At 73.5% G+C, this 24974-nt stretch carries 23 protein-coding genes; 17 read left to right on the top strand and 6 right to left on the bottom strand.

Annotation, left to right across the window (positions count from 1 at the left end; all coding sequences use genetic code 11):
* Positions 1-1254 carry a L,D-transpeptidase gene (locus tag D7318_RS22255; protein WP_120698942.1) on the top strand — a complete coding sequence of 418 codons (1254 nt, stop codon included), beginning with the start codon at positions 1-3 and terminating at the stop codon, positions 1252-1254.
* A gap of 33 nt (positions 1255-1287) precedes the next feature.
* On the opposite strand, the gene D7318_RS22250 is transcribed toward D7318_RS22255, so the two are convergent.
* Positions 1288-1689, bottom strand: coding sequence for a DNA-binding transcriptional response regulator (locus tag D7318_RS22250; RefSeq protein ID WP_120698941.1), 402 nt, complete (start codon positions 1687-1689; stop codon positions 1288-1290).
* Positions 1690-1886: 197 nt separating this feature from the next.
* On the opposite strand from D7318_RS22250, the gene ctaE reads away from it, so the two are divergent.
* The 5 genes from ctaE (at position 1887) to trpD (ending at position 7303) form a co-directional block, all read left to right on the top strand.
* Positions 1887-2507, top strand: coding sequence for an aa3-type cytochrome oxidase subunit III (gene ctaE / locus D7318_RS22245; RefSeq protein ID WP_120698940.1), 621 nt, complete (start codon positions 1887-1889; stop codon positions 2505-2507).
* 88 nt (positions 2508-2595) lie between these two features.
* Positions 2596-3405: a cytochrome bc1 complex diheme cytochrome c subunit gene (qcrC, locus tag D7318_RS22240; protein ID WP_120698939.1), complete on the top strand. Its 810-nt coding sequence runs from the start codon at positions 2596-2598 to the stop codon at positions 3403-3405.
* Positions 3402-4472 (top strand): cytochrome bc1 complex Rieske iron-sulfur subunit, encoded by a 1071-nt coding sequence (gene qcrA / locus D7318_RS22235; RefSeq protein ID WP_120698938.1) that lies wholly within the window; start codon positions 3402-3404, stop codon positions 4470-4472. The genes qcrC and qcrA overlap by 4 nt, the downstream gene beginning before the upstream one ends.
* Entirely contained in the window at positions 4469-6106 is a 1638-nt protein-coding gene (gene qcrB, locus D7318_RS22230) for a cytochrome bc1 complex cytochrome b subunit (RefSeq protein WP_120698937.1), read from the top strand. The genes qcrA and qcrB overlap by 4 nt, the downstream gene beginning before the upstream one ends.
* 132 nt (positions 6107-6238) lie before the next feature.
* The gene (trpD, locus tag D7318_RS22225; RefSeq protein ID WP_120698936.1) at positions 6239-7303 is read left to right on the top strand and encodes an anthranilate phosphoribosyltransferase; all 1065 of its coding nucleotides are present in this window, start codon (positions 6239-6241) and stop codon (positions 7301-7303) included.
* A gap of 29 nt (positions 7304-7332) precedes the next feature.
* Here trpD and D7318_RS22220 read toward each other — a convergent pair whose 3' ends face one another.
* Positions 7333-7611: an Lrp/AsnC family transcriptional regulator gene (locus D7318_RS22220; RefSeq protein ID WP_120698935.1), complete on the bottom strand. Its 279-nt coding sequence runs from the start codon at positions 7609-7611 to the stop codon at positions 7333-7335.
* A gap of 168 nt (positions 7612-7779) precedes the next feature.
* On the opposite strand from D7318_RS22220, the gene D7318_RS22215 reads away from it, so the two are divergent.
* The 4 genes from D7318_RS22215 to D7318_RS22200 all read left to right on the top strand — a co-directional run bounded on the left by D7318_RS22215 (position 7780) and on the right by D7318_RS22200 (position 12943).
* A complete protein-coding gene (locus tag D7318_RS22215) occupies positions 7780-9123 on the top strand; it encodes an NYN domain-containing protein (protein WP_120698934.1) in 1344 nt (447 codons plus the stop codon).
* Between the two features lie 322 nt (positions 9124-9445).
* Positions 9446-10501, top strand: a complete 1056-nt coding sequence (locus tag D7318_RS22210; RefSeq protein ID WP_120698933.1) for a C40 family peptidase — start codon at positions 9446-9448, stop codon at positions 10499-10501.
* A gap of 215 nt (positions 10502-10716) precedes the next feature.
* On the top strand, positions 10717-11763 hold the full coding sequence (locus tag D7318_RS22205) for a C40 family peptidase (RefSeq protein WP_230423959.1): 1047 nt from the start codon (positions 10717-10719) through the stop codon (positions 11761-11763).
* A gap of 25 nt (positions 11764-11788) precedes the next feature.
* The gene (locus D7318_RS22200) at positions 11789-12943 is read left to right on the top strand and encodes a glycosyltransferase family 4 protein (RefSeq protein ID WP_120698932.1); all 1155 of its coding nucleotides are present in this window, start codon (positions 11789-11791) and stop codon (positions 12941-12943) included.
* A gap of 233 nt (positions 12944-13176) precedes the next feature.
* Here D7318_RS22200 and D7318_RS22195 read toward each other — a convergent pair whose 3' ends face one another.
* Positions 13177-15018 (bottom strand): AMP-dependent synthetase/ligase, encoded by a 1842-nt coding sequence (locus D7318_RS22195; RefSeq protein ID WP_120698957.1) that lies wholly within the window; start codon positions 15016-15018, stop codon positions 13177-13179.
* 131 nt (positions 15019-15149) lie between these two features.
* On the opposite strand from D7318_RS22195, the gene D7318_RS22190 reads away from it, so the two are divergent.
* From D7318_RS22190 to D7318_RS22175, 4 genes are all read left to right on the top strand, one after another.
* Positions 15150-15590, top strand: coding sequence for an SRPBCC family protein (locus tag D7318_RS22190; RefSeq protein ID WP_120698931.1), 441 nt, complete (start codon positions 15150-15152; stop codon positions 15588-15590).
* A 105-nt stretch (positions 15591-15695) separates the two neighbouring features.
* Positions 15696-16220: a DUF5304 family protein gene (locus D7318_RS22185; RefSeq protein WP_120698930.1), complete on the top strand. Its 525-nt coding sequence runs from the start codon at positions 15696-15698 to the stop codon at positions 16218-16220.
* A 210-nt stretch (positions 16221-16430) separates the two neighbouring features.
* Positions 16431-17372 (top strand): ROK family glucokinase, encoded by a 942-nt coding sequence (locus tag D7318_RS22180; protein WP_120698929.1) that lies wholly within the window; start codon positions 16431-16433, stop codon positions 17370-17372.
* A gap of 8 nt (positions 17373-17380) precedes the next feature.
* Positions 17381-18079 (top strand): endonuclease/exonuclease/phosphatase family protein, encoded by a 699-nt coding sequence (locus tag D7318_RS22175; protein WP_329604623.1) that lies wholly within the window; start codon positions 17381-17383, stop codon positions 18077-18079.
* Positions 18080-18117: 38 nt separating this feature from the next.
* Here the strand turns inward: D7318_RS22175 and D7318_RS22170 are convergent, their stop codons facing one another.
* Entirely contained in the window at positions 18118-18612 is a 495-nt protein-coding gene (locus tag D7318_RS22170) for a hypothetical protein (protein ID WP_183091562.1), read from the bottom strand.
* Complete coding sequence (locus tag D7318_RS22165; protein WP_120698928.1) at positions 18599-19369, bottom strand: alpha/beta hydrolase; 771 nt, start codon at positions 19367-19369, stop codon at positions 18599-18601. Before D7318_RS22165 ends, D7318_RS22170 begins: the two co-directional genes overlap by 14 nt.
* Before the next feature lie 149 nt (positions 19370-19518).
* On the opposite strand from D7318_RS22165, the gene D7318_RS22160 reads away from it, so the two are divergent.
* Genes D7318_RS22160 through D7318_RS22150 form a run of 3 tightly spaced genes read left to right on the top strand, consistent with a single transcriptional unit; the run spans position 19519 to position 22078 of the window.
* Positions 19519-20250 (top strand): lysophospholipid acyltransferase family protein, encoded by a 732-nt coding sequence (locus D7318_RS22160; protein ID WP_230423958.1) that lies wholly within the window; start codon positions 19519-19521, stop codon positions 20248-20250.
* A gap of 11 nt (positions 20251-20261) precedes the next feature.
* A complete protein-coding gene (gene macS / locus D7318_RS22155; RefSeq protein ID WP_120698926.1) occupies positions 20262-21416 on the top strand; it encodes a MacS family sensor histidine kinase in 1155 nt (384 codons plus the stop codon).
* Positions 21417-21436: 20 nt separating this feature from the next.
* Positions 21437-22078, top strand: a complete 642-nt coding sequence (locus D7318_RS22150; RefSeq protein ID WP_183091565.1) for a response regulator — start codon at positions 21437-21439, stop codon at positions 22076-22078.
* A 975-nt stretch (positions 22079-23053) separates the two neighbouring features.
* Here D7318_RS22150 and D7318_RS22145 read toward each other — a convergent pair.
* A complete protein-coding gene (locus D7318_RS22145) occupies positions 23054-24967 on the bottom strand; it encodes an anthranilate synthase family protein (RefSeq protein WP_120698954.1) in 1914 nt (637 codons plus the stop codon).
* Positions 24968-24974: the final 7 nt, after the last annotated feature.

The raw sequence follows: 24974 nt of genomic DNA, 5'->3' as shown, positions 1-24974 counted from the left end.
ATGAGTCACTCAAACCGCATAAAGCTGGGCTCAGCGCTGATACTCGCCCCGCTGCTCGCCGGGATCACCGGCTGCGCGGGAGACGGCAAGCCGCTGGCGACCGAACCCTACGACGCCGTCGGACAGCTGTCCTTCGGTGACGCCGGCGGCGCGAAGGCGACCGGCGTCGATCCCGACAAGCCCCTCAGGATCAGCACCCAGGGCACCGGGACCAGGATCACCGACGTGGCCGCCGCCGACGCGGCCGGGCGCCCCCTGGCCGGCGAGCTGTCCGCCGACGGCCGTGGCTGGCGCAGCACCTCACCGCTGGCCGCGGACGCCGAGTACACCGTGCGGGTCAGCACGGAGAACGGCAGTGGCTCCCCCGGCAGGGGCGTGCACACGTTCAGCACGCGCGCGTCGAAGGGCAAGCGCCTCGACGTCGACTTCGGCCCCGACGCGGGCACCTACGGGGTGGGCCAGCCGGTCACCGCGGAGCTGAGCCGCAAGGTCAGCGACCCCGAGCAACGGGCGCTCGTCGAGGGCGCGTTGACCGTCAGCTCCGAGCCCCGCGTGGAGGGGGCGTGGCACTGGGTGGACGACAAGGAGCTGCACTACCGCCCCAAGGAGTACTGGCCCGCCAACACCCAGATCACGGTGCGCTCCAACCTTCTCGGGCTGCCGATAAGGGACGGCCTGCGCGGCGGCTCGGGCGACGCCCTGAAGCTGAAGACCGGCGACCGGATCGAGGCCGTCGCCGACATCAGCGGCCACACCATGACCGTCACCCGCAACGGCGAGGAGCTGCGGAGCATCCCGATCACCACGGGGAAGGAGGGCTTCGCCACGAGGAACGGCAAGAAGGTCGTCCTCGCCCAGGAGGAGAACGTCAGGATGACCGGCACCAGCATCGGCATCGCGGCGGGCTCGGCGGAGTCCTACGACCTCAATGTCTCGTGGGCCTCGCGGCTCACCTGGAGCGGCGAGTACATCCACGCCGCCCCCTGGTCCGCCGGGTCGCACGGCTCGGCCAACGTCAGCCACGGCTGCACGGGCATGTCGGACGAGAACGCCAAGTGGCTGTTCGACCTGCTGAAGCCGGGCGACGTCGTCGAGCACGTCAACGGCTTCGGCGAGGACATGGCGCCCTTCGGCAACGGCTTCGGCGACTGGAACCTCTCCTGGGAGGAGTGGCGCGCCGGCAGCGCCGTGCACGGCGGCGGTGGCGGCGAGCCGGTGACCCCGGCCGCGGGCCGCCTGCGCCCCCGGGTGTGACGGACGACCCGGGCGCGAGGCGGCCCGTGTGCGTCAGACCGTGGAGGGGAGCCGACGGCGCAGGAGGGTGGCCAGGGAGGCCGCCAGCTCCGACGGCTCCACCGGGTGCGCCACGGCCGCCTCGGCCCGGCTCCAGGTGGCGAGCCAGGCGTCCTGCGGGCGCCCGATCAGCAGCAGCACCGGGGGGCACTCGAAGATCTCGTCCTTGATCTGCCGGCAGACGCCCATCCCGCCCGCCGGGACGGCCTCGCCGTCGAGCACGCACACGTCGATCCCGCCCTGTTCGAGCGCGCTCAGCACCGCGGGCAGGGTGGCGCACTCCAGGTACTCGACCTCGGGAACGTCAGCCGCGGGCCGCCTCCCGGCCGCGAGCCGGACCTGCTCGCGGGTGTTGACGTCGTCGCTGTAGACCAGCACCGTGGCGGTGCGCTCCATCGTTCCTCCGCGAAGTGGCCGTTGTCCCGGGCGGCCCTCGTCGGCCGCCCCTGCGGCGGATGCTACTCCGTCGGCCCCCGCGGTGGGCAGGGCGGATGGGTCGGGACCCGGTGGGAGACGGGTCGGGAAACGTCACCGGACGGGCGGACACACCGAACCGGACCCCCGGGGAAGACGCCGGAAAACCGACCGACATAATGACGGGCGTGGCGACAGCAACAGCAGCAGAATCCGGGCACGCGATCCCTTCGGTCAACCGGCCGAACGTCACCAGCGTCGGAACCGTCATCTGGCTGAGTTCCGAGCTGATGTTCTTCGCGGCCCTCTTCGCGATGTACTTCACCCTGCGGTCGGTGATGGGGGCGGAGCACTGGCAGGAGAACGCCGATGTGCTCAACCTCCCGTTCTCGGGGACCAACACCGTGATCCTGGTGCTCTCCTCGCTCACCTGTCAGCTCGGCGTGTTCGCCGCCGAGCGGGGCGATGTGAAGAAGCTCCGCGCGTGGTTCGTGGCCACCTTCGTGATGGGCGCCGTTTTCATCGGCGGGCAGGTCACGGAGTACGTCGAGCTGGTCAAGCACGAGGGCATCTCGCTGTCCTCGGGCCCCTACGGCTCCGCGTTCTACCTGACCACCGGCTTCCACGGGCTGCATGTGCTCGGCGGGCTGATCGCGTTCCTGTTCGTCCTGGCCCGCACGTACGCGGCCAAGCGCTTCACCCATGAGCAGGCCACCACGGCCATCGTCGTGTCGTACTACTGGCATTTCGTCGACGTCGTGTGGATCGGCCTCTTCGCCACCATCTACCTCATCAAGTAGCCACCTCATCGAGTGGCCGACCGGCACCACGCACTCGGACCGCACACCTCAAGCACCGACGCAGAAGATCCTGACCCCGGGGTAATCCGTGAAAAAGCTCTCCGTACGACGGCGCCATCCGCTGGCGGCGCTCGTCGTCCTCCTCCTCGCGCTGGCGGCCACAGGGGGGCTGTACGCGACGCTCGCCCCCGCGGACGAGGCGCAGGCCGAGGCCTCGGCCCAGTCCCTCGCCATCGAGGAGGGCAAGAAGCTGTACGACGTCGGCTGCTCGAGCTGCCACGGCTCCGGTGGCCAGGGGAGCAGCGACGGGCCCTCGCTGACCGGGGTCGGCGCCGCGGCGGTCGACTTCCAGGTCGGCACCGGGCGCATGCCCCTCCAGCAGCCGGGCCCGCAGGCCGAGGAGAAGCCGGTCGTCTACACGCAGGCCGAGATCGACCAGCTGGCCGCGTATGTCGCCTCCCTGGGCCCGGGCCCGAGCGTGCCGAACGAGTCGGCCTACGACCCCTCGGCGGGCGACGCCGCCAGGGGCGGCGAGCTGTTCCGCACCAACTGCTCCCAGTGCCACAACTTCACCGGCCAGGGCGGCGCGCTGACCCATGGCAAGGAAGCACCGGCGCTGGACAACGTGGACCCCCGGTACATCTACGAGGCCATGGTCACGGGCCCCGCCAGCATGCCGTCCTTCCCCAACTCCACGCTGCCGGAGGAGGAGAAGCAGGACATCATCGCGTGGCTGCACGCGGTCAACACCGCGGACTCCCCGAGCCCCGGCGGCCTGGGCCTCGGCGGCTTCGGGCCGGTCAGCGAGGGCCTCTTCGCCTGGACGTTCGGCATGGGTGCCCTCATCGCCGTCGCCGTGTGGATCGGGGCCAGGACCGCAAAGGCCAGGAAGTCATGAGTAGCCGAACTGATCAGACCGAATCGCGCAACGACTCGTCGGGGGACCACCTCCCCGACCAGCGCGAGGGCGGTGCCGTGGCCGAGGCGGACGACCCGTTCGCCGACCCCGGGCTACCGCCGCACGAACCCCGCAGGCAGGACATCGACGAGCGGGCCGCCCGACGCTCCGAGCGCACCGTGGCCTTCCTCTTCACCCTGTCGATGCTCGCCACGGTCGGCTTCATCGCCTCCTATGTGGCCATCCCGATCGATGAGATCGTCTTCATCTGGCCGTTCGGGCACATCAGCGGGCTGAACTTCGCCCTCGGCCTCACCCTCGGGCTCGCCCTCTTCTGCATCGGCGCGGGCGCCATCCACTGGGCGCGCACCCTGATGTCCGACGAGGAGGTCGCCGAGGAGCGGCACGCCGTCGAGGCGACGCCCGAGGTCAAGGCGCATGTCCTCGAGGAGTTCGCCAAGGGCGCCGCCGAGTCGCAGATCGGCCGCAGGAAGCTCGCGCGCAACACCCTGCTCGGCGCCCTCGGCCTCGTGCCGCTCGCCGGCGTGGTGCTGCTGCGCGACCTCGGCCCGCTGCCCGAGGACAAGCTCCACCACACCGCGTGGCAGGAGGGCTCGCTGATCATCAACGAGGCCACCCTCCAGCCGCTGCGCCCCGAGGACATCACGGTGGGCTCGCTCACGCAGGCCATGCCCGAAGGCCTCGACCCGCACGCCGAGAACTTCCACGCGGAGATCGCCAAGGCCGCCGTCATGCTGGTGCGCCTCGAGCCCGAGGACATCAAGGACCCGCGCTCCGCGGAGTGGGGCCACGAGGGCATCCTCTGCTACTCCAAGATCTGCACCCACATCGGCTGCCCCGCGACCCTCTACGAGCAGCAGTCCCACCACGCGCTCTGCCCCTGCCACCAGTCGACGTTCGACCTCGCCGACGGCGCCAAGGTCCTCTTCGGACCCGCGGGCCACCCGCTGCCGCAGCTGCGCATCACGGTCAACGACGAAGGCTTCCTCCAGGCGCTCGGCGACTTCGAGGAGCCCCCCGGCCCGAGCTTCTGGGAGCGCGGATGAGTACGGCGACGAAGGACCCCAAGACCAGGGGCAAGGCACCGGCGGGCGAGAAGATCGCCGACTGGGCCGACGGCAGGGTGGGGCTCTACAGCCTCGCCAAGGCCAACATGCGGAAGATCTTCCCCGACCACTGGTCGTTCCTGCTGGGCGAGATCTGCCTCTACAGCTTCATCATCCTGATCCTGACCGGCGTGTACCTCACCATGTTCTTCGTGCCGAGCATGGCCGAGGTGGAGTACCACGGCAGCTATGTCCCGATGCAGGGCGTGATGATGACCGAGGCGTACGCCTCGACGCTCGACATCAGCTTCGACGTCCGCGGCGGCCTGCTGGTCCGGCAGATCCACCACTGGGCGGCGCTGATCTTTGTCGTCGGCATCATGTTCCACATGATGCGGGTGTTCTTCACCGGCTCCTTCCGCAAGCCGCGCGAGATCAACTGGCTGTTCGGCTGGACCCTGTTCATCCTGGCCGTCTTCACGGGCCTCACCGGCTACTCGCTGCCGGACGACCTGCTCTCGGGCACGGGCATCCGCTTCATGGAGGGCGCGATCCTCTCCATGCCGGTGGTGGGCACCTATATCCAGATGTTCCTGTTCGGCGGGGAGTTCCCCGGGCACGACATCATCCCGAGGTTCTTCGTCATCCATGTGCTGCTGCTGCCCGGCATCATGCTCGGCCTGGTCGCGGCGCACCTGATCCTGATCATCTACCACAAGCACACGCACTTCGCCGGTCCGGGGCGCACCAACGACAACGTCGTCGGCATGCCGTTCCTGCCCATCTACATGGCGAAGGCCGGGGGCTTCTTCTTCCTGGTGTTCGGCGTCATCGCGGCCATCGCGGCCACGGCGACGATCAACCCCGTCTGGGTCCTGGGGCCCTATCGACCCGACCAGGTCTCGACCAACGCCCAACCCGACTGGTATCTCGGCTTCTCCGAGGGGCTGGTCCGCATGATGCCGGGATGGGAGTGGGTGATCCCTGGCGGCTACACGCTCAACTTCGGCCTGATGATCCCGCTCGCGGTCTTCCCCGGCGTGCTCGTGCTGATCGGCCTGTACCCGTTCTTCGAGTCCTGGCTGACCCGCGACAACCGCGAGCACCACATCGCGCAGCGGCCGAGGAACGCCCCCACCCGCACGGGTCTCGGCGTCGCCTGGCTCGTGGCGTACGGCGTCGCTCTGGTCGCGGGCGGGAACGACGTGTGGGCGGTCAACTTCAACCTGTCGATCAACGCCATCACCTGGGTCTGCCGGATCGGGTTCTTCGTCTTCCCCGTGGTCGCGTTCGTCATCACGCGGCGGATCTGTCTCGGCCTCCAGCGCAGGGACCGGGAGAAGGTGCTGCACGGCCGCGAGACGGGCGTCATCAAGCGGCTGCCGCACGGTGAGTTCGTCGAGGTCCACGAGCCGCTGCCGCGCGAGGCGCTGTACACGCTGACCGCGCACGACCAGGACAGGCCCGCCGAGCTCGGCCCCGAGACGGACGAGAACGGCGTGCGGCGCAAGGTCAGCCCGCTGGAGCGGCTGCGGGTGAAGATCTCCCGCGGATACTTCGGTGAGCAGGCGCAGATCCCGAAGCCGACGTCGGAGGAGTACCGGGAGATCACGAGCGGCCACGGCCACCACTGATCGTTCCGCCGCCCCTCGGACACCGTGTCCGAACGAGGCCGTGGCCCCTCGCCGGTGTGGGGGACCACGGCCTCGTGGCGTTCGCTAGGCTCGTCACGCGATCAGCCGTCCGACCCGCCAGGAGTGATTCCCATGAGCGTTGTGACCCCCGCCGGAGGCGACACCGCGGCGGCGCACACCTGGCCCGAGGTGCTGATGGAGCTGGTGGCCGGGCGCGACCTGTCCATGGACGCGACCGCGTGGGCGATGGACCAGATCATGACGGGAGAGGCCACCGACGCGCAGATCGCGGGCTTCGCGGTGGCGCTGCGGGCCAAGGGCGAGACGGTCGACGAGGTCGGCGGCCTGGTGCGGGCGATGTACGACCACGCCAACCTGATCGAGGTGCCAGGCCCCACGGTGGACATCGTGGGCACGGGGGGCGACCGGGCCAGGACGGTCAACATCTCCACGATGGCCGCCATCGTGGTCGCGGGCACCGGGGCGACGGTCGTCAAGCACGGCAACCGCGCGGCGTCGAGCGCGAGCGGCGCGTCCGACGTCCTCGAACAGCTCGGCGTCAACCTGGAGTTGACCCCCAAGCGGGTCGCCGAGGTGGCCGTCGACGCGGGCATCACGTTCTGCTTCGCGATCAAGTTCCACCCGGCGCTGCGCCATGTGGCCACGGCCAGGCGCGAGCTGGGGATCCCCACCCCGTTCAACTTCCTCGGCCCGCTCACCAACCCCGCCCGCGTCGGCGCCCAGGCCACGGGCGTCGCGGACGCGCGGATGGCGCCCATCGTCGCGGGCGTCCTGGCCGAACGCGGCGCCTCGGCGCTGGTGTTCCGCGGCGACGACGGCCTGGACGAGCTGACGGTCACCGCCACGTCGACGGTGTGGGTCGTCAGGGACGGCAAGGTGCGCGAGGAGAGCTTCGACCCGCGCGACGTGGGCCTCGCCATCGCGCCCGTCGAGTCCCTGCGCGGCGCGGACGCGGCCCACAACGCCGAGGTGGCCAGGGCGGTCCTGGCCGGGGCGACCGGGCCCGTCAGGGACGCGGTGGTGCTCAACGCCGCGGCGGCGCTCGTCGCGTTGAACCCCGGGGACGCGCCGCTGCGCGACCAGATCGCCCTGGGGATGGCCACGGCGGCTGAGTCGATCGACAGCGGGGCCGCGGCCCGCTGCCTCGACCGGTGGGTGCGCGCGACCCACGCCTGAGGGCGTGGGTCGAGGGACTGTCCGATGGCCTACTCGAGGCCGATCGCGAACGCCGCCTCCAGGTCGTGCTGCGAGTAGGTGCGGAACGCGATGTGGGTCTCCGTCGACGTCACGCCGGGGATCTTGCTGATCCTGGCCGGGATCACCTCGGCCAGCTCCTCGTGGCGGTGCACCCGCACCAGGGCGATGAGGTCGTGGGGGCCGGTCACCGAGTACACCTCGCTGACCCCCTCGAGCGCCGCGATCTGCTCCGCGACCTCAGGGACGCGGTCCACGCTGGTCTTGATGAGCACGATCGAAGTGATCACGGCTGGCCCCTCCTGCTCGATGTCCCGCTCGGGGTCCCGCCCGATGGCGCGCGGGGTGTGCGGCGGACGCGGTACGCAGGGCACACCTTAGCCCGCGGCGTGGGCCCCCGCGGCTACCAGGCCGTAGGGTGAAGTGGACAACGACAGGGCTGACGGACGGTGCGAGCGGTGGTGGATCCGACAGAAGGCGAAGCGGACGCGGCCGAGGCCCTCGACCGCCCGCTGCCCGAGCGGGTCAGGCACCGGGTCGTCCTCCTCGCGGCGGACGCGTTCTCCGGGCTCACCCTGGCCGAGCTGCCTCCCACGCTGCGGCAGTATGCCCGGTTCACCCCATCCCGTCGGGTGAAATTCGGCGGCAGCTCGATGGCCGCGTCGCTCGAGAGCGACCCCGACTTCAGGCGGCGCGTCGCGGCGCGGCTGCGGGAGACCGAGCCGGAGCTCGCGGAGGCCGTGGCCCAGGGCAACCCCCCGCCCGCCGCCGACCCCGTGGAGGTGGCCGCGGCGGCGTTCGTGCTGCGCCCGCCGGGCTGGGCGAAGCTGGTGGCCGCCGCGGGCGAGGAGGCGCAGCGCGCCCAGGACGAACGCGCCGCGCGGGAGCGCGAGCTGGAGCTCGCGCGGCTGCGCGACGAGGTGGCGCGGCTGACCGCGATGACGCGCACCGACGGCGAGCGGCTGCGCGGCGAGCTCGAGGCCGCGCGCAAGGAGACCGACGCGGTGCACCGCAAGCTGCGCAGCGCGCTGGCCGACGTGCGGCGTGGCGAGGCGGCGGCGCGCAAGCTGCGGGCCGAGCTCGACGAGGCGCGCGGCGAGGCCGCGGCGGCCAGGGCCGCGGCCGAGGGCGAGGCCAGGCGGCTGCGGGCGCGGCTCTCCGAGGCGGAGTCGGCCCTCGAGGCCAGCCGCAAGGCGGTGCGCGAGGGCCGCGGCATCGAGGACATGCGGCTGCGGCTCCTGCTCGACACGGTGCTCGACGCGGCCCAGGGCCTGCGCCGCGAGCTGGCCCTGCCGCCCGCGAGGTTGCGGCCCGCGCAGACCGTCGAGGCGGTGGAGCCCGGCGGGTTGACGCCCCAGGACATCGCGCACCGGGCGCTCTCCGAGGACGACCCCGCGCTGCTCGACCAGCTCCTCGCGCTGCCCCAGGCGCACCTCGTGGTCGACGGGTACAACGTCACCAAGACCGGCTATCCCACGCTGCCGTTGGAGAAGCAGCGGCTGCGGCTGCTCGGCGGCCTGGCCGTGCTGGCCGCGCAGACGGGCGCCGAGATGACGTGCGTGTTCGACGGCGCCGAGCTGGCGGCGCCCGTGCTCGTGACGCCGCCGCGCGGGGTGCGGGTGCTGTTCAGCAACCCGGGGGAGACCGCGGACGAGTTGATCCGGCGGCTGGTGCGCGCCGAGCCCAGGGGGCGGCCCGTCGTGGTGGTCTCGGCCGACCGCGAGGTCGCCGACGGGGTCGCGGCCGCGGGCGCGCGCCCGGTGGCCTCCGCGTTGCTCCTGCGGCGCCTCGCGCGCGCGTGAGGCCGACGTGGGCGATCCGCCCGCCGGTGCCGGAGTTGTGCCTGTTGCGTGGGGAAACGGCCGACTGCGCCCCCCTTGCCCTCGCTCGCCCGCCACGGAGGGTGCGTACCCGATTGCCGCTCGTGTGAGGTGAGTAAAATATGGCCGCGGGGATTTGAAGGATCGAAACCCACCTCGCTAGGGTCAGGGCTCGAACCTCCGCGCGGTAGTCCATCCATCCGGGGTGGCCGTGGGGGAACCGCCGAATCCGCGGCAGTTGCGCGGAGCCGGGGCCATCGCCCCCACGCCCGGCAGGCGGCTGAGGAAGAAGGAGCTCGCCCCCGTGGCGTCCCACCGTCGTCCCAAGCAGCCGAGCCGCGCCCGTATGACCATCTTCGGTGCCACGGCCGCCGCCGCCAGTGTCGCGATATCCACGCAGACCGCGCAGGCCGCCCCAGGCCAGACCCTCGAAGAGGTCCAGGAAGAGGTCGACCGGCTGTACGAGGAGGCCGGGTCCGCCACCGACGAGTACAACGGCGCCAAGGAGCGCGAGGAGCAGCTCCAGGAGGAGGTCGAGAACCTCCAGGACGCCACGGCCCGCGGCCAGCAGGAGCTCAACGAGCTGCGCGCGGGCGTCGGTTCCGTCGCCTCGGCCCAGTACCGCAACGGCGGCGTCGACCCGTCGGTGCAGCTCTTCCTCTCCTCCGACCCCGACGCCTATCTGGACCAGGCGTCCACGCTCGACCAGGTCAGCGGCAAACAGGCGGAGACCCTGCGGCTGATCGAGGACCAGCAGCGCTCGCTCGACCAGCAGCGGGACGAGGCGAGCGACCGGCTCGCCGAGCTCGAGGAGGTCCGCACCGAGGTCGGCGACCGCAAGGAGGAGATCCAGGGGAAGCTGAGCGAGGCCCAGGCCCTGCTCAACCAGCTCACCGCCGAGCAGCAGGCCGAGTTGGAGGCCCAGGAGGCCGCCGAGGCCGCCGAGGCCGCGGAGCGCGCCAGCCGGGACAGCGGGGACAGCGGGCGCCCCGTCCTGGACGGCAGCGGCTCCTCCTACGGCGAGGCCGCCCTGTCCGCCGCCATCAGCAAGCTCGGCTCCCCGTATGTGTGGGGCGCCACGGGGCCCAACGCGTTCGACTGCTCGGGCCTCACCTCCTGGGCGTTCGCGCAGGCCGGTGTCTCGCTGCCGCGCACCTCCCAGGCGCAGGCCAACGCGGGCACCCGGGTCTCCATGAGCGAACTCGCCCCTGGTGACCTGGTGATCTACTACAGCGACCTGCACCACGTCGGCATCTACGCCGGGAACGGCACGATCATCCACTCGCCCAACTCCAACTCCACGGTGGAGTACCTGGGCGTCGACGTGATGCCGTTCCAGTTCGGCGTGCGGGTCGGCTGAGCCGGGTCGTTCGCCGTCCTCCGTCGTCTTCCCCCGTCGCCTTCCCCTGAGCCCATCCAGGTGATTCGGGGTTTTCCGCGCGCCGTCGCGCCCCCGGTGTGACCTGCAGTTGCGTGCCAGGAGGCGGCACGTGCGGCGTTGCCGTTCGCCGACTCCCGTGCCGCGCGGCTACATTCTGCTCCCCTCAGGTAACCCACCGAAGGGAGCGGCCCGTCGTGGTCTCGCATCGACGCGATCCGCAGGCGAGGACGAGAAGGGCGGCCAGGGTCGGCGTGCTGTCCGCAGCCGCCACCGCGGCCGCCACGATGGGGGCCGTGCCGGTCCTCGCCGAGCCCGCCCCGCCACCGCCGTCCGACAGCGCGGAGGCGGCAAGGGAGTTGGCCGACCTGTTCGCCGGGGCGGAGCGCGCCGTCGAGGCGTACAACGGCGCGTCGGAGCGCGTCGCGGTGCTCACCGAGGAGTTCGAGCGCCACCGCGACCGCGTCGCCGAGGGCCAGGAGGCGGTCAACGAGAAGCGGCGCACGATCGGTTCCGCGGCGGCCGCCGAGTACCGCGCGGGCGGCCTCGGGCCCGCCGTGGCGCTCATGATGTCCGACAGCCCCGACAGATACCTGGCGGCGGCCACCGCGCTCGAACGGTTCGGCTCGCGCCGCGCGGGGGAGCTGCGCGACCTGGTGGCGGCCCAGCGGAGCCTGGAGCAGCGCCGCGAGGACGCGTCCGACAAGCTGGAGGAGCTGACCGCGGAACAGACGCGGCTCGCCCGCCACAAGCGCGCCGCGCAGCGCAAACTCGCCACCGCGCGCCGTCACTTCGACGAGCTGTCCGCGCGGGAGCGGCGCGAGCGCGAGCGCGCCGAGCACGAGGCCGCCGCCGAGGCGCCGCCCGCCACCGCGGCCGAGGCACCCGCCGAGGGCTCGGGGCGCGGCGCGCGGGCGCTCGCGGCCGCGCGCGGCGTCGTGGGGTCCCCGTACGCGTGGGGGCAGGCCGGGCCATCGGCGTTCGACTGCTCGGGCCTCATCCAGTGGTCCTACGCGCAGGCCGGGGTCGCCCTGCCCCGCACGTCACAGGCGCAGGCGGGCGCTGGCCGAAAGGTGTCGCTCGCGGAGGCGCAGCCAGGCGACATCGTGGTCTACCGGTCCGATGCGAGCCATGTGGGGATGTATGTCGGGGGTGGGCAGATCGTGCACTCCCCGCACCCCGGGGCCACAGTGCGGTACGAGTCGGTGGGAATTCTTCCCGTCTCCTCGGTCGTCCGGCCCTGAGGACCCTCGGTATCGTCTCGTCCTGATGCGTAAGACATTGATTGTCACCAATGATTTTCCGCCACGGCCCGGAGGCATCCAGGCGTTCCTCCACAGCATGGCGGTGCGGCTCGACCCGCGGCGGGTGGTCGTCTACACCTCGTCGTGGCGGGGTGACCCCGAACAGGGCGGCACCACGGCAGAGTTCGACGCGGAGCAGCCGTTCCCCGTCATCAGGGACCGGGCCAACCTGCTGCTGCCCACCCCCGCCGTGCGGCGGCGGGCCACCGGGCTGCTGCGCGCGCACGGCTGCACGGCCGTGTGGTTCGGCGCGGCGGCGCCGCTGGGGGCGCTCGCGCCCGCGCTGCGCTCCGCGGGGGCCGAGCGCCTGGTCGCGACGACGCACGGGCACGAGGCCGCGTGGGCCCAGCTGCCGGGCGCGCGGGCGCTGTTGCGCCGGGTCGGGGACACCACCGATGTGATCACCTACCTCGGCGAGTACACGCGCAGCAGGATCGCGCGGGCGCTGAGCCCCGATGCCGCCGCCCGCATGGTGCAACTGCCACCCGGCGTGGACGAGAAGACGTTCCACCCCGACTCGGGCGGCGCCGCGCTGCGGGCGTCCATGGGCCTGGCCGACCGGCCCGTGATCGTGTGCGTCTCCCGACTGGTGCACCGCAAGGGCCAGGACACCCTGATCAGGGCGATGCCCCGGGTGCTCGCCGCGGAGCCCGATGCCGTGCTGCTGATCGTCGGCGGCGGGCCCTACCGCGTGGATCTTGAGAAGCTGGCCGCCAAGGAGGGCGTGGCGACGTCGGTGCGCTTCACCGGCGCCGTGCCATGGGAGCGGCTGCCCGCGCACTTCGGGGCGGGCGACGTGTTCGCGATGCCGTGCCGCACCAGGGCGGGTGGCCTGGACGTCGAGGGGCTCGGCATGGTCTACCTCGAGGCGTCCGCCACCGGACTTCCCGTGCTCAGCGGGGACTCGGGCGGCGCGCCCGACGCCGTCCTCGAGGGCGAGACCGGCTGGATCGTGCGCGGTGGCGAGGAGTCGGCCCCGCTGGAGACCGCCGACCGCCTGATCACGCTGCTGCGCGACGCCGAGCTGCGCCGCCGGATGGGCGAGCGCGGCCGGGCCTGGGTCGAGGAGCGCTGGCGCTGGGACCTCCTGGTGGAACGCCTCCGCGACCTCCTGGACTAGGGCCTGTCTGACAATCCCCGGCGGGCTCGCGACGACTGGCATCCCGCCTGGCCGCGTTGCCGAATCGCGCGAGTACGGCTGAGTACGAGCTGCGATCCGGCGCCTTGCCAGGCGGGCGCCATCCGCCGCTCGCTGATCCACCGGGGATTATCAGACAGGCCCTAGGGCCGCGGGACAGGCCATGGTGGCCGCCCCGCCTCTCCCGGGTGGGTGCGGCGGGCCCGGCGCCGCGCTCAGCGGTACAGCGCGTCGATCTCGCCCGCGAAGTCCTTCGCCACCACATGGCGCCTGAGTTTGAGCGACGGCGTGAGGTGGCCCGACTCCTGCGTGAACTGCCCCGGCAGCACCCGGAACTTCCGCACCGACTCGGCCCGGGAGACCGCGGCGTTGCCGTCGTCCACGGCCTTCTGCACGGCGGCGAGCAGCAGCGGGTGGCGCGGCAGCTCGTCCCTCGGCACGCCGCCGAGGCCGTTGCGGCCCGCCCAGCGGCGCAGGAACGCGTCGTCGAGCGTGATGAGCGCCGCGACGAACGGGCGCCCGTCGCCGACCACCATGCACTCGGCGATCAGCTCGTGCGCCCGCACCCGGTCCTCGATGACGGCGGGCGCGACGTTCTTGCCGCCCGCGGTCACCAGGATCTCCTTCTTGCGCCCCGTGATGGTCAGATAGCCGTCCGTGTCGAGCGACCCCAGGTCGCCCGTGTGGAACCAACCGCCCGCCATCGCCTCCCGCGTGGCCCGCTCGTCGCCCAGGTAGCCGGTGAACAGGTGGTCGCCGCGCACCAGCACCTCGCCGTCGTCGGCCACGCGCACCGCCGACCCGGCGAGCGGCAGGCCCACGGTCCCGATGCGCGGCGCGTCACAGGGGTTGAACGCCGTGGGCGCGCACGTCTCGGTGAGCCCGTAGCCCTCGAGCACGGTGAAGCCGATGCCGCGGAAGAAGTGCCCGAGGCGTTCACCGAGCGGCCCGCCGCCCGAGATCGCGTGGGTGGCGCGGCCGCCGAGCGTGTCCCTGATCCGCCGGTAGACCAGCCGGTCGCCCAGCCGGTGCGCCAGCCGCAGTGGCACGCCGGGGCCCGAACGGCGGTCGAGCGCACGGCTGTAGGCGATGGCGACCGCGGCGGCGCGGTCGAAGAGCCAGCCCATGCGCCGCTCCCTGGCGGCGGCCCGCGCGCCGTTGAAGAGCTTCTCGAAGACCCGGGGCACGCCGAGGACGATCGTCGGGCGGAACGTCGCCAGGTCGTCGGTCAGCGTGTGCGCGTCGGGCACATGGCCGAGGCGGATCGGCGCGCACAGGGCGACGACCTCGACCATGCGCGCGAAGACATGGGCGAGCGGCAGGAACAGCAGCACCGAGCTGTCGCCCGTGCGGAACAGCGGCGCCGACGACGCCACCACGGCGTGGCCCATGGCGAGGAACGCCCGGTGCGAGAGGACACATCCCTTGGGGCGGCCCGTCGTTCCCGAGGTGTAGATCACCGTCGCGGGGGACTCGGCGGTCAACGTCGCGGTGGCGGCGTCCAGCTCGGCGTCGCTCACCCCGGCTCCCGCGGCGGTGAGCGCGGCGACGGCGCCGGGGGCGTCGTTCCCCTCGCCGTTCTCCCCGCCGCTTTCCTCGCCCTTCCCCGGATCCATCGTCCAGATCCGGGTCAGCTCGGGCAGGTCGTGCCCGACCGAGGCGAGGGCAGCCCGGCGCTCCGCGTCGCACACGACCGCGGCGACGGCGCCCGAGTCCCTGAGGTTCCAGGCGATCTGGGCGGGCGAACTCGTCTCGTACACCGGCACGGTGACCGCGCCCGCCGTCCAGATCGCGAAGTCGAACAGCGTCCACTCGTACCGCGTGGGCGACATGAGCCCCACCCGCTGCCCCGGGCGCACGCCCGACGCCAGCAGCCCCTTCGCGACCGCGCGCACCTCCGCCACGAACGCGGGCGCGGTCATGTCCCGCCAACCCGCGCCCTCCCGGCGGGCGATGAGCCCGACCCCGGGGTGGCGCTCCGCGGTGCTCCGCAGCAGCCCTGGCAGGTGTTCACCGCCGGAGACCTCGTACCGCGCCGGCAGGCTGAACTCGCGCACCACTGCTCCTCATCTGTCATGGTCCGGGGGTATTCGGCAGCCTACTGCTCCGCTCCCGTGCCCGACGCCGCCGCGGCTCGCGGTAGCCTTCCCCCGAACGGCAGCGGCGGACAAGCGCGAGGAGCCACGCGATGGCCGAACACACCAGGTCGAGCATCACCATCGAAGCCAAGCCGGCCGATGTCATGGCGGTGATCGCCGACTTCGGCCGCTATCCCGAGTGGACGGGCGAGGTGAAGGAGGCCGAGGTGCTCTCCACGGGCGCCGACGGCCGCGCCGAGCAGGTCAGGCTGCTCCTGGACGCCGGGGCGATCAAGGACGAGCACACCCTCGCCTACACGTGGAACGGCGAGCACGAGGTCAGCTGGTCGCTGGTGAAGTCCCGCATGCTGCGCGCCCTCGACGGCTCCTACCTGCTGGCCCCCGCGGCCGACGGCGCGCACACCGAGGTCACCTACCAGCTCACCGTCGACGTCAAGATCCCGATGCTCGGCACCATCAAGCGCAAGGCCGAGAAGGTCATCATCGACCGGGCCCTCGACGGCCTGAAGAAGCGCGTCGAGAGCGTCTAGTCCTCCCGCCGCGGCCCCCGTCGCGGGCCTCCGCCGCCGCCCCCTCGCCGCCCGGCCGCCCGGGGTAGGCTCGATGGGGACGGTCCACGCGCGAAGGAGGTCCCCATGAGCGACGCGCGCGAGCACTCCACCGAGCGCCCCTCGGGCCCGCCCCCCGACGAGGACGCCTGGGCCACGGCCTGTGAGGAGGACCTCGCCGACGAGCGGGCCAGGCGCCGCGCGGCCCGAGGCCCGGGGCCAGGCGACGCCGCCGACGAGCTGCGCAGGCTCGCCGACGCCCTCACCGAGGGGCTCGGCCGCCTCGGCGCCGGTCTCGGCCCCGGCGTCGGCATGGCGGCGGGCCCCCTCGCCGCCCAGGCCAGGGCGGCCATCGAGCCCGTGATCGAGCGGAACGCCGACGTTCTCCACCATCTCGCGGGCGCGGGCCACGAGCTGCTCGCCGCCTACCGCGCCGCGGTGCTCGGCCCCGACCGGGAGCGGCCCGCGCCCGATGTGACGGTGGAGCGCGCGGAGCCGAGCGCGGAGAAGGCCACGGACCCGGGCAAGGGCGCGGACGAGCCCGGCGAAACGGGCGGGCCCGATGGCGGCGGCGGAGCGGGCCCCGCCGACCGGCGCCCGACCGATCGCTGAACCGATACGGTGCCGCTCCGCCTCCCTCGGGTACCGTGGTCGCCGGCGGGGCATTATCTGACATCACTTGAGGGATTCGCGTTTCCTCCCCTCGCGGACATGCGGGCCGCGAAGGGGTTTCACTCGGCCGTCACGGCGAAGCGTCACCGCGGGAGCGGTGACGCTTCGCCGTGAGTGAGCGGGGAGCGCTGTCCATGCGAAGGAGATCTGATGGGACTGACCATCGGCGTCGATATCGGCGGTACGAAGATCGCGGCCGGTGTGGTGGACGAGGACGGCACGATCCTCGACACGCGCCAGGTGGCGACCCCACCCACCCCCGAGGGCGTCGTCGAGGCCATCGCCGACGCGGTCACCAAGGTGGGGAAGGGCACGGGGGCCGAGGCCGTCGGCATCGGCGCCGCGGGTTACGTCGACGACAAGCGCGCCACCGTCCTCTTCGCTCCGAACATCGCGTGGCGGCACGAGGCGCTCAAGGACAAGATCGAGCAGCGCGTCGAGATGTCCGTCGTGGTGGAGAACGACGCCAACGCCGCCGCCTGGGGCGAGTTCCGCTTCGGCGCGGGCGCGGGCCACGACGACGTCGTGTGCATCACCCTGGGCACGGGCCTCGGCGGCGGCATCATCATCGGCGGCCGCCTGCACCGCGGCCGCTTCGGCGTGGCGGGCGAGTTCGGCCACATCCGCGTCGTGCCCGACGGGCTGCTGTGCGGCTGCGGCAGCCAGGGCTGCTGGGAGCAGTACGCCTCGGGCCGCGCCCTCGTGCGATACGCCAGGCAGCGCGCCGCCGCGACGCCCGAGGCCGCCGCCGTGCTGCTCGCGCTGGGCGACGGCACCCCCGAGGGCATCGAGGGCCGCCACGTCAGCGCCGCGGCCCGGCAGGGCGACGGCGTCGCGATCGACTCCTTCCGCGAGCTGGCCCGCTGGGCCGGGGCCGGACTCGCCGACCTGGCCTCGCTGTTCGACCCGTCCGCCTTCATCGTGGGCGGCGGGGTCTCCGACGAGGGCGACCTGGTCCTCGACCCGATCCGCAAGTCGTTCCGCCGCTGGCTCGTCGGCAGCACCAACCGCCCGCACGCCCAGGTGCTCGCCGCCCAACTCGGCGGCAGGGCAGGCCTGGTGGGCGCGGCGGACCTGGCCCGCCAGGGCTGACCGGGGCCGTGGACATCCGGCTGCTCAGCTACAACGTCCGCTCCCTGCGCGACGACAAGGCCGCGCTCGCCCGGGTCGTCCGGGCCTGTGCGCCCGACGTGCTGTGCGTGCAGGAGGCGCCGCGCTTCGCCGGGTGGCGCGCCCGCGCCGCCCGGCTGGCGCGGGCCACGGGCCTGATGTACGTCACCGGCGGCGCGACGGCGTGCGGGCCGATGATCCTGGCGGCGCCGAGGGCGCTCGTCGTGGCCACGGCCGACTCGACGCTGCCGTTCACGCCGGGGCTGCACCGCAGGGGCGTGGCCTCGGCCGTGCTCCGTTTCGCGAACGGCGCGCGCCTCGCCGTCGCAAGCTGCCACATGAGCCTGAGCGCCGCGGAACGCCTCCGGCACGCCCCGCTCGTACGCGAGCGCCTCGAACGCCTGGGCGCGCCCGATGGCGTGCTGGCGGGGGACCTCAACGAGGGGCCCGAAGGGCATGCGTTCCGGCTGCTGACCGAGCGGCTCGTGGACGCCCGCGTCGCCGCGCCCGAGGGCGGGGAGCCGACCTCGCCGTCGGCGGCACCGGCCCGGCGGATCGACGCGGTGCTGTGCACCCCCGGGATCACCGTCCTCGGCTGCGGGGTCCCCGACGCCCTGCCGAGGGCCGACCTCGTCGCGGCCACCGACCACCTGCCGGTGCTGGCGCGGCTGCGCCTTCGGGCCCCCTGACCCGCGGCGCGCGCCCCGGGACCGCCGCGACCGCGGCCTCAGACGACCGCGCCGCTGCCCGGGTCCGTCCAGTCGTCGTCCCTGCCGTCCCGCATCCGGCTCACCAGCGTGGCGAAGCCCCCGAGGAACCCGCCCACGCCCAGGGTGACGATCCACCACGTCATGCTGCGCTGGAGCAGCACGGACACGATCAGCAGCAGCGGCCCGCCGAGGACCGCGACCCACGCCAGCTTGGTCGCGAGGTCCGTCTCGGGCAGCGGCGGCGGGTCGGGCGGGACGAAGTGGTCGTCCTCCTCGTCCTCGGCTGCCTCCCAGTCCCTGGGGCCCTCGACGGTGGGCGGCTCGGCCAGGTGCACCCGTTCGACGGTGTCACCGACGTCGAGCTTGTCCTCCTCCACGGCGGGCGAGCCCAGCGGCCAGACCCCGGGGGGATCGGCGGGCTCATCCCCGTACCCGGCCACGATCTCGGCCCAGGCGGCTTCCTCGTCGATCGGGTCGCGGCCGTCCCCGCGCTCCTGGTCACGTTCCGTCACGGGCAGTCTTCCTTGTCGCGAGCCGGGTGATGAAGGCGTCCGTCTCTTGAAAGATACGCTCCGCGTCGTGGTCCAGGGTGGCCACATGAAAGCTGGATTCGAGCACGCGCTCGGTCGTGTCCACGGAGGACACGCCCGCCAGCACGGCCGCGGAGTCCGAGGGCGGCACCACGTGGTCGACGCGGCTGTGCATGACCAGCAACGGCTGTGTCACCTGCGGTAGTTCGGCCCGCACCAGGGCGAAGAGCGCCCGCATCGAGTGGGCCGCGTGCAGCGGGACGCGCTCGTAGCCGGTCTCCCGCACGCCGTCCTTCGCGATGTCCGAGATCAGCCCCCGCGCGGTCGGCAGCAGATGGCGCAGCACCGGCAGGGCGTAGCCCTGGATCCGCGGAAATGTGATCGCCGGATTGACCAGCGCGAGCCCGCTGACGGCCTGACCCCGGCGCGCCGCCAGGCGCAGCGCCAGCGCGCCCCCCATCGAGAGGCCGCACACGAACACCTGCTCGCAGCGGCGGTGCAGCTCGTTCAGCTCGCGGTCCACCGTGGCGTACCAGTCCTGCCAGCCGGTGCGCTGAAGGTCCTGCCAGCGGGTGCCGTGCCCGGGGAGCAGCGGAAGCGATACGGTCATGCCGCGTATCGCCAGGTGCCCCGCCCAGGCGCGCAGCGACTGCGGGGTGCCGGTGAAGCCGTGGCAGAACAGGACGCCGGTGGACGAGCCGTCGTGCGTGAAGGGCTCGGCTCCGGGAAGAAGCAGCATCGGCTCGACTCCGTATGTCCTCGGCTCCACGGGATCCGCGTGTGCGGCGTCTGTCACCCTACGCGGGCGTCTCGACCGGGCGCCATGGGCGCCGGTGCCCAGTAAGGTCAGGCGCACAGACAGGAGGTCGCGGGGTGTTGTACGGGGCGATGAAGGTATCGGTCGGGGCCGGGCTGAAGGTCGTGTTCCGGCCATGGGTGGAGGGCAAGGAGCACGTCCCCGCCGAGGGGCCCGCGATCCTGGCGAGCAACCATCTGTCGTTCTCCGACTCGTTCTTCCTGCCCGCGGTCCTCGACCGCAAGGTCACCTTCATCGCCAAGGCGGAGTACTTCACCTCCCCCGGCGTCAAGGGCAGGCTGACGGCGGCGTTCTTCAGGGGCGTCGGGCAGCTGCCGGTGGACCGCTCGGGCGCCAGGGGCGCGGGCGAGGCGGCGATACGGAGCGGCATAGCGGTGCTGGAGCGCGGCGAGCTGTTCGGGATCTACCCCGAGGGCACGCGTTCCCCCGACGGGAGGCTCTACCGCGGCAAGCCGGGCGGTCTCGCCCGCGTCGCGCTGGCCACGGGGGCGCCGGTGCTGCCGGTGGCGATGATCGACACGGAGAAGATCCAGCCGCCGGGCAAGGTCGTCCCCAAGCTGATGCGCCCGGGCATCAGGATCGGCGCGCCCCTCGACTTCTCCCGCTACCAGGGGATGGAGGGGGATCGTTTCATCCTGCGTTCGATCACCGATGAGGTGATGTACGCCATCATGAAGCTCTCCGGGCAGGAGTATGTCGACATCTACGCCACCGCGGCGAAGCGGATGCTGGCGGACGAGGCGAAGCGGGCGGACGAGGGCGGCGGATCCGAGGGGGAGCCCGAAGGGGCGTCCAAGGGGTGAGAGGGCGAACGATGGCGGGGGAGCCGACGGCGGGAGCCGTGGAGCTGCCGATGTGGCGCGCGTTGACCGCGTACCGGGTGCTGACGCTCGGGTACGCGGTGACGCTGTTCCTCATCGCGTACGGGGACTACGGGCGGCCAGGGGTGGCCATCGCGTATCTGGGGGCGCTCGCGGCGTGGACACTGCTGACGTTCGGGGCGGTGCGGGGCGCGGAGGCGTGCTCGCCGCGCTTCCTGGTGGCGGATCTCGCGGTGGGCATCGTCGGGATCCTGCTCAGCCCGCTCGCCGACCCGTCGAACGCCGTGCGCCCCACGCTGCCCACGATCTGGGTGGCGGGGCCCGTGCTCGCCGTGGCGCTCAAGGGCGGCTGGCGCTGGGCCGCGGTGGCGTCGGTCGTGGTCGGCACCGCGAACATGGTGGAGGACGGCGACTTCTCGGGGCCGATGCTGCACAACAGCCTGCTGGTGTGCCTGGCCGCGATCACCATCGGCTATGTCGTCGAGGTCGTGCGGGCCAGCGAGCGGACCCTGGCCAAGGCGTTGCGCATCGAGGCGGCCACCCGCGAACGGGAGCGCCTGGCCCGCGACATCCACGACAGCGTGCTCCAGGTGCTCGCGATGGTGCAGCGCCGTGGCACCGCGATCGGCGGCGAGGCGGCCGACCTCGGCAGGCTCGCGGGCGAGCAGGAACGGGCGCTGCGCGCGCTCGTGGGCGGCGGGGCGCCGCGCGAGGACGCGGCCCCGTCCGCGGGCACCGACCTGCGGACGCTGCTCGCGGGAACGACGGGCGCGGGCGAGCGCGTCACCTACGCGGGGCCCGGCGAGCCCGTGCTGCTGCCCGCGCCCGTGGCGCGCGAGCTGACGGCGGCGGTGGCCGCCGCGTTGGACAACGTCCGCCGCCACGCGGGCCCTTCGGCCCAGGCGTGGATCCTGCTCGAGGACGAGGACGGCGAGGTGCTCGTGACCGTGCGGGACGACGGCCCCGGCATCCCCGAGGGGCGCCTGGCCACGGCCGAGGCGGAGGGGCGGCTCGGCGCGGCCCTCTCGATACGGGGGCGGCTGGCCGAGCTGGGCGGCAGCGCGGCGTGGGTGTCGGTGCCGGGCCAGGGCACGGAGGTCGAGCTGCGGATCCCGAAGGGGCGGATCCCGAAGGGAGCGAGGGTGTGAGCGAGGAACGGATCACGGTGATGGTCGTCGACGACCACCCGATGTGGCGGGACGCGGTGGCCCGCGACCTGACGGAGGCCGGTCTCGACGTGGTGGCCACGGCGGGCGAGGGGCCTGGCGCGGTGCGGCGGGCCAGGGCGGTGAGGCCGCGGGTGCTGGTCCTCGACCTCAACCTCCCCGGGCTGCCGGGCGCCGAGGTCTGCCGCCAGCTGGCCGGTGAGGAGGGCCTCCATGTGCTGGTGCTCTCGGCCAGCGGCGAGGAGGCGGACGTTCTCGAGGCGGTGAAGGCCGGGGCCACGGGCTACCTGGTGAAGTCCGCGAGCGCGGCGGAGCTGGTGGACGCGGTGCGGCGCACGGCGGTGGGCGACCCGGTGTTCACCCCTGGCCTCGCGGGCCTGGTCCTGGGCGAGTACCGCAGGCTGGCCACGTCCCCACCCCCGACGACGGCGAACGGCACACCGGTTCCGCACCTGACGGAACGGGAACGCGAGGTGCTGCGGCTCGTGGCCAAGGGCCTGACCTACCGCCAGATCGCCGAACGCCTGGTGATTTCGCACCGGACGGTGCAGAACCATGTGCAGAACACCCTGGGCAAGCTGCAACTCCACAACCGCGCGGAGCTGGTGCGCTACGCGATAGAGACGGGCCTCGACACGGACTGACGCTGCGCTGGCCCCGACGCGCCCCCTCCGGGGGCGGACCCTCTCCGGTCTTGGTGCCCCCTGCCGGGGGCGGGGGGTGCGGCCTGGCGGCCGAGGTGCCCTGCCGGGCGGCGGCTGCGGCCTGGCGGCCGGGCGCTTTGCCGCGGTGCGGCGCTTCCGGGCCGGGGGATGGGCCCCCGCGGCGGGGGACGGCTGCGGCCTGGCGGCCGGGGTGTCTTGCCGCCGTGTGGCGCTTCCGGTTCTGCCGGGGGAGGCGCGTGCGGTCTGGTGGCCGTGCGCTTTGCCGCGGGGGGTGAACGTCCTCGGCCGGGGGTGGGCTTCTGCTGCCGGTGGCGGTTTCGGTCTGGGGGCGGGGGCGTCTTGCCGCCGTGTGGCGCTTCCGGTCCGGAGGACCGGGTCCCCTGGCCGGTGGGGGCGGGCCTCTGCTGCGGGCGGCGGTTGTGGCTTGGCGACGGGGCCGTCCTGCCGGGGCGGGGCCCTGCCGCGGGAGCGGTTGCGGCTTGGCAGCCGGGCGTTTTGCCGCTGTGTGGCGCTTCCGATCCGGGGGCGGACGTTTTCGCCGGGGGTGGGCCTCTGCTGCCGGGGGCGGTTGCGGCCTGGCGGCTGGGGCGTCCTATCGGGCGGTGGCTGCCGCTTGCGGCAAGGCCGTGTGGTTCCCGCCCGGGGGCGAACATCGTCGGCCGGTGCCTGGGCCTCTTGTCGCCGGGGACGGCTGCGGCCTGGCGGCTGGGCCGTGCGGCTCTCCGCCAGGGGCGGGGGAGAGCGGGCGGGCGCCAAGCCCCGGCCGCCGCGCCCTCGCCGAAGGCGAACCTCCTCCCGCCGAAGGCGGACCTCCCTCGCCGAAGGCGGATCGCCTCCCGCGAGGGAGCCCACCCCTGCCGGGGGCCGTGCGCCTCCCCTCCGCCGAAGGCGGTGCCTCCCGCGCCGGGGGCGGGCTTGCCGTCGGGGACGGGGAGGGTGGGTGGGTGGGGGAGTTCATCCCGGCCGGAGGCCGGGCCCCGTGGACCTCGCCGGAGGCGCCACCGCGGCAAGCAACTGGCGTGCGATCCCTGGGCCGTTCAGCGTCAGCACCGACTCCGGGTGGAACTGGACGCCCACGACGCCGGGCGCGCGCAGCGCGTGGATCTCGCCGGTCGCCGGGTCCGCGCTCAGCTCCACCCCGGGAGCCACCGGCTCGCCCCGCGCCACGAACGAGTTGTAGAAGCCCACCGTCTCCGCGCGCCCGAAGAGGTCGATCTCCTCCTGGGCCCCCTGCAAGGGAACCCCCTTGCGCACCACCCGCAGCCCCAGCTCCGCCGCGATCAGCTCATGGCCGAGGCACACGCCGATCACCCCGCGCCGCCCCGGCGCGGCGAGCAGCGCGCCCGTCAGCGACCGCAGCAGCCGCATCTTCGGGTCGGACGCGTCGTTCGGGTCGCCGGGACCGGGCCCGAGGACCACGGGCCCGGGATGCGCCAGCGCCCGCTCCCGCGCGCCGGGCGCGTCGTAGCGCACCACCCGCACGCGCGCCCCCGTCGAGCGCAGCAGATGCGCCAGCATCGACGTGAACGTGTCCTCCCCGTCCACCACGAGCACCTCGGGGGCGGCGGGAGCCGAGGGGACCGGCGTCTCCTCCTCCCGCATCCGCAGCCAGAACGGCGCCAGCCGCGCCCGCCGCCCGGCCAGCGCCGCCCGCACCCGGGGATCCTCGGCGAGCGCGGGCGCGGGCGCGGCGCCCGGGTCGGCGGCGGGCCGCGCGCCGAGCGCGGAGAGCACCGCCGCCGCCTTGGCGTGCGTCTCGGCGACCTCGCCCGCCGGGTCAGAGCCGCGCACCAGCGTCGCGCCCACCGGCACCCGCACCCGGCCGCTCGCCACGTCGATGTCCGCGGTGCGGATCAGGATCGGCGAGTCCAGCGTCTGCGCGCCCCCCGCGTCCCGCCCGAGCAGCGCGAGCGCGCCCGCGTAGTAGCCGCGCCCGCCCCGCTCGTGGCGGGCGATGACGCGGCAGGCGTTCTCCACGGGGCTGCCCGTGACCGTCGCCGCGAACATCGTCTCCCGCAGCACGTCGCGCACGTCCAGCGTGCTGCGCCCGCGCAACTCGTACTCGGTGTGCGCCAGATGGGCCATCTCGCGCAGCCGGGGCCCGACGACGAGGCCGCCGCGGTCCCCGACCGCGCACATCATCTTGAGCTCCTCGTCCACGACCATGGACAGCTCCTCGATCTCCTTGCGGTCGTCGAGGAACGCGAGCAGCCCCGCCACGCTCGGCCCCTCGGGCGGGTAGCGGTAGGTGCCGCTGATGGGGTTCATCACGACCGTGCCGCCGCTCATCCTGACGTGCACCTCGGGGCTCGCCCCGACGAGCACCCGCCGCCCCGTGTGCACGACGAACGTCCAGTACGCGCCGCGTTCGACCAGCAGGAGGCGGCGGAAGAGGGCCAGCGCGTCCCGGCGCCCGAAGCCCTCGATCCGCCCGGTGAACGTGCGCCTGAGAACGAAGTTGGCGCCCTGGCCCGAGCCGATCTCGTCGGCGAGCACGTCCCCGACGATCCGGGCGTACGCGTCGTCGGGGACGTCGAAGCCGCCGTCGGCCACCGTGACCTCGTGCGCGGGCAGCGCGGCCAGCGCCGCGTCGAGCGGCACCTCGGCGACCGCGTCGGGCAGCAGGACGCTCAGCGGCGTTCCGTCGTCGGTGACCTCGAAGCCGCGCTCGGCGAGCTGGCGGAACGGCACGAGCGCCAGCGCGCCGGGGTGCTCAGGGAGGTCGGCGAGCCGCTCGATGTCGCGGACGGGCCCGGTGAGCACCTCGACCAGGTCGGCGTCGCGGCCCGGCGGGCGGCGACGCAGCAGGGCGAACGGGGTCCCGCCCGCCTCGAGGTCGGCGAAGAGGTCGGCGAAGAGGTCGGACACAAGGGGG

The organism is Streptomyces radicis (assembly GCF_003626575.1).
In the GTDB taxonomy this organism is placed as follows: Bacteria; Actinomycetota; Actinomycetes; order Streptomycetales; family Streptomycetaceae; genus Streptomyces; species Streptomyces radicis.
The sequence above is the reverse complement of the archived record's forward strand: the minus strand, read 5'-3'. Positions and strand labels throughout refer to the sequence as shown.

Coding starts and splice junctions, on each gene's coding strand:
- D7318_RS22255 (WP_120698942.1), top strand. CDS start 1: ATGAGTCACTCAAACCGCATAAAGCTGGGCTCAGCGCTGATACTCGCC.
- D7318_RS22250 (WP_120698941.1), bottom strand. CDS start 1,689: ATGGAGCGCACCGCCACGGTGCTGGTCTACAGCGACGACGTCAACACC.
- ctaE (WP_120698940.1), top strand. CDS start 1,887: ATGACGGGCGTGGCGACAGCAACAGCAGCAGAATCCGGGCACGCGATC.
- qcrA (WP_120698938.1), top strand. CDS start 3,402: ATGAGTAGCCGAACTGATCAGACCGAATCGCGCAACGACTCGTCGGGG.
- qcrB (WP_120698937.1), top strand. CDS start 4,469: ATGAGTACGGCGACGAAGGACCCCAAGACCAGGGGCAAGGCACCGGCG.
- trpD (WP_120698936.1), top strand. CDS start 6,239: ATGAGCGTTGTGACCCCCGCCGGAGGCGACACCGCGGCGGCGCACACC.
- D7318_RS22200 (WP_120698932.1), top strand. CDS start 11,789: ATGCGTAAGACATTGATTGTCACCAATGATTTTCCGCCACGGCCCGGA.
- D7318_RS22190 (WP_120698931.1), top strand. CDS start 15,150: ATGGCCGAACACACCAGGTCGAGCATCACCATCGAAGCCAAGCCGGCC.
- D7318_RS22185 (WP_120698930.1), top strand. CDS start 15,696: ATGAGCGACGCGCGCGAGCACTCCACCGAGCGCCCCTCGGGCCCGCCC.
- D7318_RS22180 (WP_120698929.1), top strand. CDS start 16,431: ATGGGACTGACCATCGGCGTCGATATCGGCGGTACGAAGATCGCGGCC.
- D7318_RS22165 (WP_120698928.1), bottom strand. CDS start 19,369: ATGCTGCTTCTTCCCGGAGCCGAGCCCTTCACGCACGACGGCTCGTCC.
- D7318_RS22160 (WP_230423958.1), top strand. CDS start 19,519: ATGAAGGTATCGGTCGGGGCCGGGCTGAAGGTCGTGTTCCGGCCATGG.
- macS (WP_120698926.1), top strand. CDS start 20,262: ATGGCGGGGGAGCCGACGGCGGGAGCCGTGGAGCTGCCGATGTGGCGC.
- D7318_RS22150 (WP_183091565.1), top strand. CDS start 21,437: ATGGTCGTCGACGACCACCCGATGTGGCGGGACGCGGTGGCCCGCGAC.